General features: G+C 68.0%; 16 protein-coding genes. 6 read left to right on the top strand and 10 right to left on the bottom strand.

Annotated features, from left to right (window positions below; genetic code table 11):
* Positions 1 to 10: 10 nt before the first annotated feature.
* From AC0CH3_RS12775 to mdcA, 7 genes are read right to left on the bottom strand one after another with little or no spacing between them, the layout of a single operon-like run.
* Positions 11 to 919, bottom strand: coding sequence for an ACP S-malonyltransferase (locus tag AC0CH3_RS12775; RefSeq protein ID WP_333993193.1), 909 nt, complete (start codon positions 917 to 919; stop codon positions 11 to 13).
* A complete protein-coding gene (gene mdcB, locus AC0CH3_RS12770) occupies positions 916 to 1,761 on the bottom strand; it encodes a triphosphoribosyl-dephospho-CoA synthase MdcB (protein WP_333993192.1) in 846 nt (281 codons plus the stop codon). Before mdcB ends, AC0CH3_RS12775 begins: the two co-directional genes overlap by 4 nt.
* Positions 1,758 to 2,387, bottom strand: coding sequence for a malonate decarboxylase holo-[acyl-carrier-protein] synthase (gene mdcG, locus AC0CH3_RS12765; RefSeq protein WP_354299644.1), 630 nt, complete (start codon positions 2,385 to 2,387; stop codon positions 1,758 to 1,760). The genes mdcB and mdcG overlap by 4 nt, the downstream gene beginning before the upstream one ends.
* The gene (locus AC0CH3_RS12760) at positions 2,387 to 3,103 is read right to left on the bottom strand and encodes a biotin-independent malonate decarboxylase subunit gamma (RefSeq protein WP_333993188.1); all 717 of its coding nucleotides are present in this window, start codon (positions 3,101 to 3,103) and stop codon (positions 2,387 to 2,389) included. Before AC0CH3_RS12760 ends, mdcG begins: the two co-directional genes overlap by 1 nt.
* A complete protein-coding gene (locus tag AC0CH3_RS12755; RefSeq protein ID WP_354299643.1) occupies positions 3,090 to 3,992 on the bottom strand; it encodes a biotin-independent malonate decarboxylase subunit beta in 903 nt (300 codons plus the stop codon). Before AC0CH3_RS12755 ends, AC0CH3_RS12760 begins: the two co-directional genes overlap by 14 nt.
* On the bottom strand, positions 3,989 to 4,306 hold the full coding sequence (gene mdcC / locus AC0CH3_RS12750) for a malonate decarboxylase acyl carrier protein (RefSeq protein WP_354299642.1): 318 nt from the start codon (positions 4,304 to 4,306) through the stop codon (positions 3,989 to 3,991). Before mdcC ends, AC0CH3_RS12755 begins: the two co-directional genes overlap by 4 nt.
* A 10-nt stretch (positions 4,307 to 4,316) precedes the next feature.
* Positions 4,317 to 5,963, bottom strand: coding sequence for a malonate decarboxylase subunit alpha (mdcA, locus tag AC0CH3_RS12745; protein WP_354299640.1), 1,647 nt, complete (start codon positions 5,961 to 5,963; stop codon positions 4,317 to 4,319).
* Between the two features lie 165 nt (positions 5,964 to 6,128).
* On the opposite strand from mdcA, the gene madL reads away from it, so the two are divergent.
* From madL to AC0CH3_RS12730, 3 genes are read left to right on the top strand one after another with little or no spacing between them, the layout of a single operon-like run.
* Positions 6,129 to 6,566, top strand: a complete 438-nt coding sequence (gene madL, locus AC0CH3_RS12740) for a malonate transporter subunit MadL (protein ID WP_465237967.1) — start codon at positions 6,129 to 6,131, stop codon at positions 6,564 to 6,566.
* Between the two features lie 10 nt (positions 6,567 to 6,576).
* On the top strand, positions 6,577 to 7,341 hold the full coding sequence (gene madM / locus AC0CH3_RS12735) for a malonate transporter subunit MadM (RefSeq protein ID WP_056022622.1): 765 nt from the start codon (positions 6,577 to 6,579) through the stop codon (positions 7,339 to 7,341).
* Between the two features lie 6 nt (positions 7,342 to 7,347).
* Positions 7,348 to 8,037, top strand: a complete 690-nt coding sequence (locus AC0CH3_RS12730; protein ID WP_354299638.1) for a GntR family transcriptional regulator — start codon at positions 7,348 to 7,350, stop codon at positions 8,035 to 8,037.
* A 147-nt stretch (positions 8,038 to 8,184) separates the two neighbouring features.
* Here AC0CH3_RS12730 and AC0CH3_RS12725 read toward each other — a convergent pair whose 3' ends face one another.
* Positions 8,185 to 8,529, bottom strand: a complete 345-nt coding sequence (locus AC0CH3_RS12725; protein WP_354299636.1) for a hypothetical protein — start codon at positions 8,527 to 8,529, stop codon at positions 8,185 to 8,187.
* 85 nt (positions 8,530 to 8,614) lie between these two features.
* Here AC0CH3_RS12725 and AC0CH3_RS12720 point away from each other — a divergent pair, with 85 nt between their 5' ends.
* Complete coding sequence (locus tag AC0CH3_RS12720; protein WP_465237966.1) at positions 8,615 to 9,277, top strand: Fe2+-dependent dioxygenase; 663 nt, start codon at positions 8,615 to 8,617, stop codon at positions 9,275 to 9,277.
* 177 nt (positions 9,278 to 9,454) lie between these two features.
* Positions 9,455 to 10,216: a FadR/GntR family transcriptional regulator gene (locus tag AC0CH3_RS12715; protein ID WP_354299633.1), complete on the top strand. Its 762-nt coding sequence runs from the start codon at positions 9,455 to 9,457 to the stop codon at positions 10,214 to 10,216.
* Positions 10,217 to 10,253: 37 nt separating this feature from the next.
* Here AC0CH3_RS12715 and AC0CH3_RS12710 read toward each other — a convergent pair whose 3' ends face one another.
* Entirely contained in the window at positions 10,254 to 11,987 is a 1,734-nt protein-coding gene (locus tag AC0CH3_RS12710; RefSeq protein ID WP_354300416.1) for a DUF885 domain-containing protein, read from the bottom strand.
* Positions 11,988 to 12,223: 236 nt separating this feature from the next.
* On the opposite strand from AC0CH3_RS12710, the gene AC0CH3_RS12705 reads away from it, so the two are divergent.
* Positions 12,224 to 13,540 (top strand): MFS transporter, encoded by a 1,317-nt coding sequence (locus AC0CH3_RS12705; protein WP_354299632.1) that lies wholly within the window; start codon positions 12,224 to 12,226, stop codon positions 13,538 to 13,540.
* Here AC0CH3_RS12705 and AC0CH3_RS12700 read toward each other — a convergent pair.
* Complete coding sequence (locus tag AC0CH3_RS12700; RefSeq protein WP_465237965.1) at positions 13,527 to 15,815, bottom strand: glycoside hydrolase family 3 N-terminal domain-containing protein; 2,289 nt, start codon at positions 15,813 to 15,815, stop codon at positions 13,527 to 13,529. The two genes, AC0CH3_RS12705 and AC0CH3_RS12700, sit on opposite strands and share 14 nt — an antisense overlap.
* Positions 15,816 to 15,955 lie beyond the last annotated feature (140 nt).

Genomic DNA, 15,955 nt, shown 5'->3' with positions numbered 1-15,955 from the left:
ACGCCGTGATTCATCCGATCCAGGAAGCGATTCCCGCGCAGGTGCGAAAGTCGTCGACCGCGCGGACATCGACCATCGGATAGGTCGCGCGCACCATGTCGGCCAGCGCGGTGCCGGGCCCGAGTTCGAGCATCCGGTCGACACCGCGCTCGATCAGCGCTTCGAGCGTCGCCGCCCAGTCGATCGTCGTGTCGATCTGCGCTGCAAGCCCCTCGATGCCTTGCCGTCCCCGCACGATGGTCGGGCCCGTCGTGCTGAGCAGCGTCCGTCCCGGGGCCGGTCTTGCCATATCCGCGGTCAGCAGCGCGTCGCGAAACGTCGGGACCGCCGCCGACAGGCGTCGCGTGTGTGATGCGACATGAACCGCAATCGGCCGCGCGCTGGTCGCGCCTGACGCGAGCGCGGCCTCGCAGCAGCGCACGACGTCGTCGCGGATGCCGCCAATGACGAACATCTCGCCGGGATTGACGATCGCGATCGCGCAGCCGAATTGCGCGGTTATTCGCGTGACGGCATCGATCGGCAGTCCGCGGACGAACCCGAGTCCGTCATCGGGACCGCCCGCGGCGTCCATGATCTCGGCCCGCAGCGCCGTCAGCCGCAATGTCTGTTCGGGCGACCAGAGCCCCGCGACGCCCCAGGCCGTCATTTCGCCGACGCTGTACCCACTCACGATCAGCGACGCGCTGGATGCGAGGCAGACAGCGGCTGCCAGACCGCGCGCGACGCACAGGATCTGGCTCGTCCGGTTGGCATGCCACGCCGCATCATCGCTCGTGCGCAATACCGACCGGACATCCTCCCCGAGCAAGCGACTGGCCTCGGCGAGGATCGCCCCCGCGGCGGGCGCATCGGCGAACAGATCGAACATCGCCGGATCCTGCCGCCCCTGCCCCGAACACAGCAGCGCGAGCGTCACGTCAGACGCTCGACGAACATCGCCATCGCGAGAAGATCGGCGCAGCCGCCCGGGCTGAGTCGACGCGCGGTGAAGCGCTCGTGGAGCGCTACCGCGCGGTCATGCCACCCTATGGTCGCAATGCTCCCGCCCTCGAGAAATGCCCGTGCCTCGGCCTGCGCGTACGCCAGCCCCTCGGCGCCGCCGCGATAGAGGAGATTGGTGTCCGCGACGTCCGCTATGAGCACCATCAACGCGTGAACCTGCGCCGCATGCGGCCAGGTCTGCGCGTGCAGGCGCGCCAGGCTCCGTCCCTGGACGAGCGCGGGTATCGCCAGATGATAGAGCGATGGGAAGCCGGCCGCGGCTTCCGCGCGCGCGCCGCCGGTCGAATGGCGGCGTGCAACCTCGCTGCCGTGGCTGTGCGGCTGCGTCGGGCCGCGCCCGATCGCGGCACCCCACCGGTTCCTGACGATCGCGCCAAGCGACGCCGCCACGTGATACCGCGCTCGAAATCCTGCCGCCGCGCACAGCAACCCCATCCCGAAGATGGCACCCCGGTGCGTATTCACGCCGCGCGTCGCAACCATCATCGCCGCCTCCGCCTCGATGCCGATCGCGCGAAGGCGGCTCATGTCCGCACCGTCTGCGCCCGCACCCGCCAAGGTCGCGAAATAGGGCTCGAGGGCGTCCGCGCTCCGGTTCATCAACGGCGCGTCCATATCGTCATGCGCGCCGGTATCGACGGGACTGACAAGGCCGGGCTTCGGATAGGTCGCCACCTCTGTCTTGAGACTTAGGGTTGCGAGCGAGGCCAGCAATTCGGCATCGCCTGACGCCGCGAGACGTCGCAACGCCGTCATGCAAACACCGCGTCACGGCGTACCAGCCGATTGCCATCGGCCGTCTTGGCCAGCAGGTCGGCGGCGTCGCCGCGCCATTCCTGCCACTGGATCGCCAGTCCGGCAGGCGCGACCATTTCGCCGTCGATCCGCATCGGCGCCGCAGCGGCGATCGCGGCCAACGCGGGTAACAGCCGGTCGACATCGCCTGCACAGTGCACGCGCCACAGCAGATCGAGGTCCGAAGTGGCAGTCAGGTAGGACAGCCCGGTCAGATATGCCCAAGCGAGGCCGCCGAAACACCGCGTCGCAGGATCGAGCGCAACGACCGCGTCGATAGCGTCCTGCCAGCCATCGGGTGCTGCGATACGCGCATCGGCGAGCAAAGGTGGCGGCTCGATCGACAGCAAGGCGTCCGACGGGACAATGAACGAAAGCCGCTGCTTGCCGTGTGACGGCGGCAGCGGGAGGCCAAGCGGCACATGGTCGCGCACATCCTCGAACAGCGGCCGCCGGACGATCAGCGGGCGCCCTGCACTCACCCACTCGACCACCATCGGCATCCGACGCGCCTCGGCGTGCCCCGCCAGGACTTCTGGCCAGCGTTCCGGGTCGAGCCGGACGATGTGGTGCCGGTCGAACCGCATTACCCCTGCGCCGCCGCGACGACAGCAGACGCGATGCGGGCGGACACTGGCCGCCCGCATCGCGCGGCACCACGCGCGCCGCGTTCGTCCTCCTTGGCGGGCGGATGATCAAGTATCATCGCCAACTGGTCCGCAAGACCGTTGGCCGGGTCCCAGGTCTCCGCAATGCCGCCGACCTTGACGATATTGTCGAGCCCCGGCGCAAAGACCGGCGTCGCCGCGGCCTTTGCCTCGAGCACATCGAGCGGCAGCTTCGTCACGCGCGCCATCGAGGCGAGGTCCATGACTTCCGGATGCGCGCCGGGCAGCGCGACCAGCGTGCCGCACGCCAGCGCAGTCGCGATGAACGCGCCCGCCGCACTGCCGCCATAGAGCAGCCCGATCGTGCGATGCCCCTGCGCCTCCGCCAGCAGCAACGACTTGGCGAGGTGCGCGAGATATTCGCTCAGACCGAGCAGTTCGTCGCGCCGGCTCATCCGCTGGCTGGCGCTGTCGACGAGGAACAGGATCGGCGCGGCGTCGTCGGTCGACGCGATGTCCAGCACCGCGGCGGACAGCCGGATCGCCTGGTCGATCCCGATCGGTGCGCGGCCGGTCGCGCCGACGACATGGACGATGCCGTCGCCGAACTTTGCGCGGCCGAACAGAAGATCGCCTTCGGTCGCGACGTCATGCCCTGCGGGAAAGAGCGTATCGAGGATCTCAGCGGGCGTCATCGGCGCTCTCCCGGTATTGGGCGGCTAGGGTCGCGAACGTGTCTGCGGGCATGTCGGGGATCACGTTCGGATCGTCGACGCCGAGCGCGTGCCAGATGTCGGTCGCATCGCCCAGATCGCCGAACCGTTCGATCCGGCGTTCGAGCCGCGCCTGTTCCGCTGCCAGCGCGGCGGCGTCGAGCTTCGCCGGTCGCGCGAGCGCCGCCGTCGCCGCAGCGCGGAACGCAGCCGCGTCGTCGTCGACGAACACGTCCGCGCCGCCGATCAGCGTGCGGTGCTTGCCGCCCATCGTCCGCCACACCAGCGCGCGGTCGCGCGAGTCGAATTCCTCGACGCCCTTGTTGGTCTCGATCACCTCGGGCCCGGTCACGCTGATCCGGCCCTGCTCGGACACGATCAGCGTCGAGCAACAGCCGGCGATCAGCCCGCCGCCGCCATAGCAGCCCGCGCGCCCGCCGATCAGCCCGACGACGCGAACGCCGTCCAGCCGCGCCTCGACGATAGCGCGCATGATCTCCGCGATCGCGATCTCGCCGGCGTTGGCCTCCTGCAAGCGCACGCCGCCGGTGTCGAACGCGATGACCACGTCGCGTGCCAGTGCCTTGGCCGCGCGCAGCAGGCCGGTGAGCTTCGCGCCGTGGACCTCGCCGAACGCACCGCCCATGAAGCGCCCCTCCTGCGCGGCGACGAGGACGGGCGTGCCGTCGATCGAACCGCTGCCGACGACGATACCGTCGTCGAACTGCGCGGGCAGGTCGAAGATGCCGAGATGCGGGCTGGTCTCGCGGCACTCGGGGCCGACGAACTCGGCGAAGCTGCGCGGATCGACCAAAGCGGCGATCCGCTCGCGCGCGCCGGCCTCGTACCAGCTCTGGCGGATGTTGCTCATGCCTCGGGCTCCTCGATCAGGCGAACGGCCTGCGCCAGCCGCAACGACACGGTATCGGGCCGCGCGCCGCCGTCGTTGATCGCGATCCGCAAGCCCCCCGCGGCGCGCCGGCCGACGAAATCGGCGACCACCGCGTCCCACAAATCGCGAAAGCCGTGCGCCGCGGTGCTGATCTCAATCGCGCACCGATCGGCCGCGTCGCCGCGCTCGACCAGCACCTCGAGATTGCCCGACGCGACCACGCCGACCAGCGCCATTTTCCGTGTGCCCGCCGCGGCGATCGGCGCGGCGATATCGAAATGGAGAATTTCCATGCGTCGTCTCCTACCAGTTCCGGAACCGGCTCGGCGGCCGGTACAGCCCACCCGAGGCGAGCATGAGGTCCTTGATCGAACGCGCGGCCAGCATGTTCCGGTTCGCGTCGAGGGGGTCGATGCCGAGATCCTCGGGCCGCTGGATAATCTTGCGTGCACGCAGCCGCTCGACCATCGCCTTGTCGCGGCCACGGCCGATCTCGGTAAAGCCCGCCACCCCGCGGATCGCCTGTTCGCGCTCGTCCGCGTTGCGGCAGAGCAGCAGGTTGGCGATGCCCTCCTCGGTCACGATGTGGGTCGTGTCGTCGGCATAGACCATGATCGGCGCGAGATCGAGATCGAGCTTTTCCGCGAGTTCGAGCGCCCCCAGCTTCTCGACGAACAGCGGCGCGTTGCCCTCGCCAAACGTCTCGCCGATCTGCACCACGAGCTTGCGGCCGCGCCGAAGCGGCGCCGCGGTATCGGGATCCGCCTCCGCGCCGGCCTGCAACCAGGGTGCGCTCGGATGGCGCCGACCGCGCGCGTCCGACCCCATGTTGGGCGCGCCGCCAAAGCCCGCGATACGGTTCGCGGTGATCGTCGAGCTGTGCCCGGCAAGGTCGATCTGCAGCGTCGAGCCAATGAACATGTCGCAGGCGTACAGCCCCGCGGTCTGGCTGAACGCGCGGTTCGAGCGCAGCGAGCCGTCGGGGCCGGTGAAGAAGATATCGGGCCGCGCGGCGAGATAATCCTCCATGCCGACTTCGGAGCCGAAGCAATGGACCTGCTCGACCCACCCCGCCTCGATCGCGGGGATCAGCGTCGGGTGCGGGTTGAGCGCCCAGTGCGTGCAGATCTTGCCCTTCAGCCCGAGCTTCTCGCCATAGGTCGGCAGCAGCAGCTCGATCGCCGCGGTGTTGAAGCCGATGCCGTGGTTCAGCCGGCGTACGCCGTAGGGCTGGTACAGCCCCTTGATCGCCATCATCGCGGTCAGGATCTGCGTCTCGGTCATCGCGGCGGGATCGCGCGTGAACAGCGGCTCGACATAGAAGGGCTTGCCCGCGTCGAGCACGAAATGGACCTGGTCGCCGGGAATATCGACGCGCGGCAGCGTATCGACGATTTCGCCGACCTGCGCGATCACGAGGCCGCTGCCGAAACTCGTCGCCTCGACGACGGTCGGCGTGTCCTCGGTATTGGGGCCGGTATACAGGTTGCCGTGGCGATCCGCGCTGACCGCGGCGATCAGCGCGACCTGCGGCGTCAGATCGACGAAATAGCGCGCGAACAGTTCGAGATAGGTGTGGATCGCACCAAGCTCGATCTTGCCGCCGAACAGCATCTTGGCAATCCGCGCCGATTGCGGGCCGGAATAGGAGAAATCGAGCCGCTTCGCGATTCCGCTGTCGAATATGTCGAGATGCTCAGGCAGCACGACGCCCGACTGCACCATGTGCAGGTCATGGATCCGCGCCGGGTCCATTGCGGCCAGCCCCTTGGCCAGCACGTCCGCCTGTTTCTGGTTGTCGCCCTCGAGGCAGACCCGGTCGCCGGGCCTTAGCACCGCTTCGAGAAAGTCGACGAGCGTTTCGGGATCGACCAGCTTGCCGGTGGCAAAACCCCGACCCGCCGCGATCCGCTCCTCGCGCATCTGCTTGCGCGTATTCCATTGCCGCACCGCATCGTCTCCTGACGCTTATTCCACTACTCTTGTATTCCCTATTGCTCGAAACGCAACCCTGTGCATACTTAAAGAGGTATAAGACGCTAGATCGAATACATTGAGAGGATATGCCATGAGCGAGTCCCTACAAATTGCCGCCCCATATGCGGGACGCGGCGCATGATTGCCGGAGTCGCGCTGCTCGCGATCTGTACGCTGATCGGGCAATTGCTGGGCGAAGGCCTTGGCGTGCTGCTCGGCGTGAAGGCCAATGTCGGCGGGGTCGGCATCGCGATGATCCTGCTGATCGCCGCGCGGATGTGGCTCAAGACGCGCGGCCGCTACAATGAGGGCGTGTTGCGCGGGATCGGCTTCTGGGGCGCGCTCTATATCCCGATCGTCGTCGCGATGGCGGCGCAGCAGGATGTCGTCGCCGCGGTCGAGGGCGGCCCGATCGTGCTGATCGCGGGCGTCGGCGCGCTGCTGCTGTGCTTCAGCGCGGTGGCGCTGATCAGCCGGCTGTCGGGTACGCCCGAGACGATGGACGAGATCGAGGCACGCGAAGCCCGCGAGGCGCTCGATGCAGCCCGCGCGCCCTCCCCCGTAACGACGCACTGAGGCGATTGTCATGGAAATGATCACCAAGGTGCTGACTGCCAATGCGCTGCTCACCGCATTCGCGGTCGTTGGCATCGTCATGTGGCTGTCGAACATCCTCTCCGCAAAGCTGACGATGGGCCGCGTCCACGGCTCGGCGATCGCGATCCTGATCGGGCTCGCGCTCGCCTTCTGGGGCGGCATCGCGACGGGCGGGCACAAGGGGCTCGCCGACCTGCCGATGCTCGCCGGCATCGGCCTGATGGGCGGCGCGATGCTGCGCGACTTCGCGATCGTCGCGACCGCGTGCGAGGTCGATGTCGAACAGGCCAAGAAGGCGGGGCTGATCGGCGTCGTCGCGCTGCTGCTCGGCACGATCCTGCCGTTCATCGTCGGCGCGCTGGTCGCGGCGTCGTTCGGCTATACCGATGCGGTGTCGATGACGACGATCGGCGCGGGCGCGGTCACCTATATCGTCGGGCCGGTCACGGGCGCGGCGATCGGGGCGAGCTCGCCCGTCATCGCGCTGTCGATCGCGACGGGCGTGTTCAAGGCGGTGATGGTGATGGTCGGCACGCCGTTGGTCGCCGGACTCATCGGCCTCAACAACCCGCGCAGCGCGATGGTGTTCGGCGGGTTGATGGGCACGGTCAGCGGCGTGTCGGGCGGGCTCGCCGCGACCGATCGCCGCCTCGTCCCCTATGGCGCCTTGACCGCGACCTTCCATACCGGGCTAGGCTGCCTGGTGGCGCCGTCGATCCTGTACCTGATCGTCCGCGCGATCGTGGGGGGCTGAGCGCACATGGCGGATATCGAGACCGAAGACACGGGGCTGTTGTCCGACCGGATCCGCAACGCGCTGACCGATGCGATCTCGTCGGGCGAGCTGGCGCCGGGCACCACGCTCGACGAACAGCAGCTCGCGGACCGTTACGGCGCCTCGCGCACCCCGGTCCGCGAGGCGCTGCGACAATTGGCGACCAGCGGCATGGTCGAGGTCCGCCCGCGCCGCGGCGTCCTCGTCCGCCACGTCACCGCCGAGGAGGTGATGGACATGTTCGAGACGATGGCGGAGCTGGAGGCGGTGTGCGTCCGCCTCGCCACCTACCGCATCACCCCGCTCGAGCGCAGCCGCCTGCTCCGCATCCACGAGGCGAGCCAGGCCGCGGTCGAGCAGGACGACGTCGACGCGTATGATGCGCTGAACCGCGACTTCCACGAGGCGATCTACCGCGCCGCGCATAACGACTTCCTCGCCGACCAGGCGATCGCGGTCCGCACGCGCCTCAACGCCTTCCGACGGATGCAGCTGCGACAGGCCCGCCGCCTCGCCAGTTCGCGCGCGGAACACGATGCGGTGATGCAGGCGATTGCCGAGGGCAATGGCGAGGAGGCCGGCCGCCGCATGCGCGCGCACATGCTCAACGCCGCCAGCGCGCTAGACAGCTACATCGCGCATCAGGATCGCGCGCACACCGGCGCCACGACCTAGCTCCGGCGCAATTTAGGCGGGGCGCGCGGCAGGCTTTGCGACTGTTTTCCACAGGATCAGCATGCTCGGCGCAACTTCAAAACGTCGCTGCGCAGGAGCACGACGTTTTCCTTCAGCAGTACGGCTCTGACGCTCAGGCTAGCGCGATTAGCGCTCGCCCTCACCCTCACCCTCACCCTCACCCTCACCTTCGCCACGTTCGTTTTCGCCGCCCTCATACTCGCCCTCGCCGCGTTGGCCAGCGTGTTGCCGCGCGGCCTGGGCGCGACGGGGATTGCGAACGATCTGGCGCGCCTTGCTCGAGCGTGCGACGGGGCGTCGTCCTTCGCCCTCCCCTTCACCTTCGCCGCGCTCGTTCTCGCCGCCCTCCCCGGACCGGCCCGCGATCTGGTCGGCGACGGACGATGATGGCGAAGCGGCATGGGCAATTACGGCCTGCCCGGACTGCGCCACGACGAACGCGCCGATGCCGACCCATAATTTCGTACGCATATACTTACCATTTCCGGCGCGCATTCCCGCGCCTGCTTGGCTAGAGCCTCGTGCCCGGCATCATGCCGCAGCGAGAGGGTTCCAGATGTTGATCATGATCGCAAACGTTCTGGATGCCGAGAATGTTCAGTGGCTCCGGGATAACCTTGCGCAAGTTCGCTATGTCGATGGTCGCCAGACGGCGGGGCGTGAAGCGCGTCTCGTCAAGCGCAACGATCAGGTCGATCGCGCCGATCCGCTGCTCGCACGGATGCAGGATCTCGTGACGGACCGACTGCTCGATCACCAGCTTTTCCGGATGGCGGCACGGCCTCATCTCGTTCGCCCGCCGCTCTTCAGCCGGTACAAACCCGGGATGGCGTATGGCAGCCATGTCGACGATGCGATCATGGGCGGCATGCGCACCGACCTCTCCGTCACCGTGTTCCTGTCCGATCCCGAAGACTATGACGGCGGTGAACTCGTCATCGAGTCCGCAGCCGGCGAGCAGGACGTCAAGCTCGCGGCCGGCGACGCGGTCGTGTATCCAACCACTTTCCTGCACCGCGTCGCGCCGGTCACGAAGGGCGAACGGCTTGCCGCGGTGACGTGGGTCCGCAGCGTCGTCCGCGATGCCGCCAAGCGTGAAATGCTGTTCGACCTCGAAACCGCGCGGCATGCGCTGTTCGAGCGCCTCGGCAAGACGCCGGAACTCGACCTGCTTGCCAAAACGCAATCGAACCTGCTGCGGCGCTGGGCCGAGGACTGATACTGCCAGGCACTCGGGCCACGCGATTTCGACGCATCGACAACGCGTTCGTGACATCGCCGGCGTTTGCACGCTGGCGAAGGGCACAGTCGGAACGGCCTGCGGCGATGCCGGGGTTGACGACGGCGCGCGTTGCGCGAACTAGGACAGGCATGATCGAAGCTTCGGGTGGCCAACATGAACGATAGCACGGCCGTGACGACCGACGGCGGAGGAAAGCTGTATCGGCGGATCGTCAAGGCGATCATCGCCGACATCGAAGACGGCGCCTATCCGGTCGGATCGCGGTTACCGGCGGAGCGCGATCTGACCGAACGGTTCCAGGTAAGCCGGCCGACGATCCGCGAGGCGATGATCGCGTTGGAAATGAAGGGCATGGTCGAGGCGCGCAAGGGATCGGGCGTGTTCGTCCTCGCCGCGTCCACGGCGAACGCCGATCAGGAACTCGACATCGGCGCGTTCGAGATCACCGAGGCGCGCCGTCTGCTCGAGGGCGAGGTCGCCGCCGTCGCCGCGACCGAGATCACCGAACCGCAGCTCGCCGAACTGCGCAAGATGCTGACCGAGATGGACCAGGAAGACGTCACTGCCGCCGAAGACGCCGACCGGCGGTTTCATATCGCCATCGCCGAAGCGACCGGCAACGCAGTCATCATCTCCGCCGTCACCGATTTCTGGGATCTGCGCTATCGGTCGCCGCTTGCGCGTGAAGTCCTGCTCAAGGCGGGCAGTCTCGGGATCGAGAACCGGATGGAGGAACATGGCCGGATCCTGACCGCGCTCGAGGCGCGGTCACCGGTCGATGCGCGACTGGCGATGCGCGATCACTTGGCGCGCGTGATCGATCATCTGCTCGACGTGACCGAGACCGAGGCGGTCGAGCGCGCCCGCGCCGCAACGACACAGCGCCGACGCGCGCTCGCCCGTCGCTCGGTCTGATCCACTACCGGATCGCTCGCCGGTCGGCCGGCCCCCTTCAGAGAGGCGGCGTCGCTTTCTCCCGAGCGATCCAGGCGAGCATCTCGCGCTCCATCGCCGGAAGCGGCACGGATCCCAGCCCGAGCAGCCGGTCGTGGAACCGACGCTGATCGAACCTCGGGCCAAGTTCGCGCTCCGCAGTCGCGCGAAGCGCACGCATCTTCATTTCGCCAAGCTTGTAGGCCAGCGCCTGTCCAGGCCAGCTGATATACCGGTCCACCTCGATCTCGACATCGAGCTTGGCGAGCGCGGTATGGCTGGCGAGATAATCGATCGCCTGCTGCCGGGTCCAGCCCTGGCTATGGAGGCCCGTATCGATCACCAACCGACACGCACGCCACATCTCGAACGTCTCGCGTCCGAATTCCTCATACGGCGTCCGGTACATGCCGAGCTTGGTGCCCAGCCATTCGGCATACAGCCCCCACCCCTCGCCATAGCCCGAGAAATATGTCGCGCGGCGAAAGGCGGGGCGATCGGGCGCCTCGAGCGCCATCGCCGCCTGGTGACTGTGCCCGGGCACGCATTCATGCAGCGTCAGCGCGACGATATTGTACAGCGGCCGCGACTTCAGGTCGTAGGTGTTCATCAGACAGCCGCTGAGCCCGCCCCGCCCCGACGTGTAGAGCGGCGCGATCGCATCGGGCACGGGCTGGATGGTGAACCGATAGCGCGGCAGGACGGTGAAGACATCCTTCAGCCGTCCATCCATGCGCTTGGCGACGTAGGAGGAGAAACCGAGGAGCTCGTCGGGGGTCCGCGCATAGAATTGCGGATCGCTCCTGAGAAAGGCGAGGAAGTCGGCAAAGCTGCCCGTGTACCCAGTCTGTGCGATCGTCGCCTTCATATCGGCATCGATCCGGGCGACCTCTTTCAGGCCGATCGCGTGGATTGCCGCGGGCGTCAGGTCGAGCGTGGTATATTCGCGAACCTGGCTTTCATAAAAGGCCTTGCCGTCGGGCAGGGCCGATGCGGCGAGCGTCTCGCGCGCACCGGGCAAATAGACCTTGCGGAAGAAGTCGAGCAATCTGGCATAGGCCGGTGCCGCCTGCGCGTCGATCGCCCGCGCCGCCTCGGCGCGCAGCGCGGCCTGTTCGGGCATGGGGATCGAGGCCGGCATCGTCTCGAACGGGTCGTAGAGCGGGTTCTCCGGCCCGGTCACGGCGAACGCGGCGATCGTCGCGTCGCGGCCGGCGAGCGTTACCCGCGGCGGCGTGTACCCGCGCTTCAGCCCGGCCTGCATGTTGAGCGTGTTCTCGGCAAACCAGCGCGGCACGTCCCGCAGCCGCGCGATATAGCGGCGATATTCGGTGGCGGTCTGCAGCGGCGAATAGGGTTTGACCGAACTCCAGAACGCGGAGTCGCTGTTGAGCGGGGCTTCGTACGTCCGGTACGCGATGTTCGCGATATCGGCGCGCAGCGTTTCGGTCAGCACCGCCGCATTCAGGCGTTCCTCGTCCGAATAGCCAGCCGGAGCAATCCGGGCGATCTTCGCGAGCACGTCCTGCCAATATGCCTTGCGCCGGGCCCAGTCCGCCGCGGTCACCGCGGGTAGATGATCGTCGGCCTTGGTCTCGAGCCCGTCCGTGAGTTCGGCAAACTCCTTTTGCCGCCACTGCCATTCGGCATCGTACAGCGCCTTCAGCTGTCGGTCCGCCGCACTCGCCGTCGTTGCCCCCTCCGCCCCCGGCGCGATGGTCAATGCGAGGACGAACCCCAGCGCCGCATGCATCCTCGTCATGTCCCCAACCCTTCCAGCTCAACCGAGCGATGTTCATTACCCACTGCACAAGCCCCGCCGACCCGCTTTCCGGAGGGTATGCGTATCCAAGCGCGCGGTGCAACGGGAGACGGCGTTTTCGCGGTGGAGGACGGCGCGGCGCGGAGCGCGCGCTGTCTCGCGTTGCGATGCGATCGTGCCTAAGGACACGCGATGCGCCTGTGTCGACATGAGCCTTGCGAGGAGCGATGATAGCCCGTCGTTCGATCCTGCTGTTCGCCTCGGGCGATTTCGCGTTCAATCTCTATTGGCAGAGCATCAACCTCTACCTGCTGTTCTTCTACATCGATGTGCTGGCGCTGCCGCCTGCCACGGCGGGGCTCGTGTTCATGGTCGGCGCGCTCTGGGACGGGGTCGCGGACCTGCTGACGGGCATCTTTGCCGAGCGCACGGGGGTGTCGTACGCGCGGATGATAGGGTGGCTGACGGTACCGCTGGGGATGGGTTTCGTCTGGGCGTTCTGGGGGGGCATGACGTCCGTGGGGGGACTGATCGCCGCGCAGGTCCTGTTCCGGTCCTTCTACGCCGCGACCAACGTCCCCTATGCCGCGTGGACAGGACGGCTGAGCGCACACAGTGCGACGCGGACGATGCTGACCGGGCTGCGGATGACGTTTGGCGCCGCCGCCGCCGCCGCGGTCGCGATGGGCGTTCCGGCGCTCGCGCGTCTCTCCGCATCGTCGCCGGTCCTCGGCTATCCGCGCGCCGCCGCGATGCTCGCAGGCCTCGCGACACCGATCCTGCTGCTGATGGCGTGGCGGGTACCCGAACCCCGCCGGCCCGCGCAGCAGACGCGCCGCGCCGAAGGACCAAAGCTTGCCGCGCTGGTCCGGAACCGCGCGTTCATGCTGCTCAACATCGCCGCGGCGACAGGCGGTGCAGCGGCGGCGCTGCTGGTCCAGTCGGTCCCCTATTATTTCCGCTATGTCGCGCATGATCCCGGCCGCGGCGCACAGGCGCTGGCGGCAATGGGCGTGGCGAGCGCGCTGGCACTGCCGCTCTGGACCGCGCTGGCCACGCGCATCGGCGCACGCGCCGCATGGCTTGCGGCGACCGCGCTTGCACTGGCGAGCCTCGCCGCGGCCTTCGTGCTCGAACACACGACGGCAGACCCGGCGCTGTCGACGGTGGCGCCGATCGTCCTCGCCGCGATCGCGTTTGCCGGCATCAACCTGACGGCATGGTCGCTGCTCCCGGACAGCCTCGACTGGGGGGAAATCCAGGGTCAGCCCAGGGTCGAGGCGCTCGCCTTCGGTGCGTTCGCCTTCCTCCAGAAAGCCGCGCTTGCAGGCGCGGGCATGGCGATCGGCGCGGTCTATGCCTCGAACGGCTTCAGCGCGGGCGTGACGCAGACTGCGGGCACGATCGCTTCGATCCGCTGGCTGATGCTCGCCGGGCCCGGCATCCTGATCCTCGCCTCGGCGCTGGCGATCGCGGCGCACCCGTTGCGCCGCGATACGCTCGGGGCACGGCGCGACGCTGCGCCGACGGTCAGACCAGCGTAATCGTTCCCGCGACGCCTTCCGCCTGCGCGGACGGCGCGATCCAGACGCGGAACTGACCAGGCTCGACCGTCGCGACGAGATCGCGGCCGATGAACAGCAGGTCGCTGCGCGTGAGCGTGAACGTCACCACGCGCGCCTCGCCGGGCTTGAGCGCGATCCGACGGAAGCCCTTGAGCGCGCGGACGGGCTGCGTGACGCTTGCGACGACGTCCTGGATGTAGAGCTGGACGACCTCGTCGGCGGCGTGGCGGCCGCTGTTCGTGACTGTCGCGGACAGCGTCAGCCCGGCCTCGGCGGTCAGCCGCCCGCCCCCCGTATCCAGGTTCGAATAGCTGATCTTGCCGAACGTCAGGCCGTGCCCGAACGCGAACGCCGCATCATTGGCAAATTCACGGTAATGCGCCTTGTATTCGGCAAGCGGCCCCGGACCGTTGGGGCGGCCCGTGCTCTTGTGCGCATAGTGATAGGGCTGCTGTCCGGTGGCGTGCGGAAAGCTGACCGGAAGCCGTGCGGAGGGCGCGACGACCCCGAACAGGACATCGGCGATCGAGCGTCCGGCCTCCGATCCGAGGAACCACGTCACCAGCAGGCTCGACGCTTCGAGCACCGCGCCCGACAATGCCAGCCCGCGGCCCGTCGAGAGCAGCACGACGACCGGCTTGCCCGTCGCCACCACCGCCTCGACCAGCTGCAACTGCGCCGCCGGGATGACGATGTCCGACCGGCTCTGCGCTTCGCCCGACATGCGCTGGCTTTCACCGACCGCGAGGATGGCGACATCGGCCGCGTTTGCCGCCGCGACCGCCGCGGCAATGCCGCCGGGCAGCGCGGCTTCGATACCCGACCCGTCGACGACGGTCACCGCGCGGGGATCGGCGACGATCTCGCGCACGCCGGTCGCGAGATCGACCGCGTCGGCGTCGGTGCCGTAGACGTTCCACGGTCCGATCAGGTCGCGACGTCCTTGCGCGAACGGTCCGATCAGCGCGACGCGCTTGCCCGACCGGGGTAGCGGGAGGAGATCCCCTGCGTTCTTGAGCATCACGATCGACCGCGACCCCGCCTCCCGGGCGAGCGCGAGCGTCTTTCGCGTCCGCACCTGCGTCTTTTCCCGGCGCGGATCGATACGCCGGAACGGGTCGTCGAACAGGCCGAGCGAGACCTTGAGCGCGAGGACGCGCCGCACCGCCTGGTCGAGCCGCGCCATCGGGACCTCACCGGTGCCGACCAGATCGGGAAGATGCTTGATATAGAAGCCCGACTGCATGCTCATGTCGACGCCGGCGAGGAACGCCAGCCGGGTCGCCTCGCGCGCGTCGGCGGCAAAGCCGTGCGCGATCAGTTCCTCGTCGCCCGTGTAATCCGAGACGACGAGCCCGCCGAATCCCCATTCGCGGCGCAGCACCTGCGTGAGCAACCAGTCGTTCGCGGTCGCGGGGACGCCGGAGATCTCGTTGAACGCCGCCATCACGGTCGGCACCCCCGCCGCCAGCGCCGCCTGGAATGGCGGAAAATACACGTCGCGCAACGTCCGCTCGGATATGTCGACGCTGTTGTAATCGAGCCCGGCCTCGCCCGCGCCATAGGCTGCGAAATGCTTGGCGCAGGCAGCCACCGCATCGGCCGCGGCAAGCCCGCGCGTCCCCTGGAATCCCTCGACACGCGCCCTCGCCATCATGCGGCCCAGATACACGTCCTCTCCGGCGCCCTCGACGCCGCGGCCCCAGCGCTGATCGCGCGCGATGTCGACCATCGGCGCGAACGTCCAGTCGATCCCCGCGGCCGCCGCCTCCGCACCCGCCGCACGCGCCGTTCGCCGCGCGAGGTCGGGGTCGAAACTGCCCGCCTCGGCCAGTGGCACGGGGAATACCGTGCGGAAGCCGTGGATGATGTCGGCGGCGAAGATCAGCGGGATCTTCAGTCGCGACTCGCGCATCGCAGTCGTCTGCATACGCTGCGCCATCGCTGCGCCGTTGCCGTTGAAGACGCCTGCGAGACGCCCCGCCCTGACGTCCGCGAGCTGCCCGTCAAAGCTTGCAGCGGCGCCGGCCGGATTGAGCGCCGTCGCGCTGCCCCCCGCCCAGGCCGCGGCCATGATCGTCAGCTGCCCCGCCTTCTCCTCGACCGTCATGCGCGCGATCAGCGCCTCGATCTTCGGCGGCAGTGCGGTGGCCGCCGTGCCGGCCGCAAGCGCCTGAAGCGGCGAAGAGGCCCAGGCCGCGGCCATCGTTCCACCGAGTACCAGCGCGCGTCTTGAAATGTGCCGATCGTCCATGAAGCCTCTCCAAAACCACGTCTTTGAAATATTTTGCGTGGCAAGCCCTAGGTTATTGTAACCGGTTACATCAAGGTCTTATAGACGATCCCAGACCCGCGATGCGACGCAGATCGCCGTCGAGAGGATGAAGGAAGGGA

This window comes from Sphingomonas sp. AC449, assembly GCF_979253475.1.
This window is presented reverse-complemented; position numbering and strand designations above follow the sequence as displayed.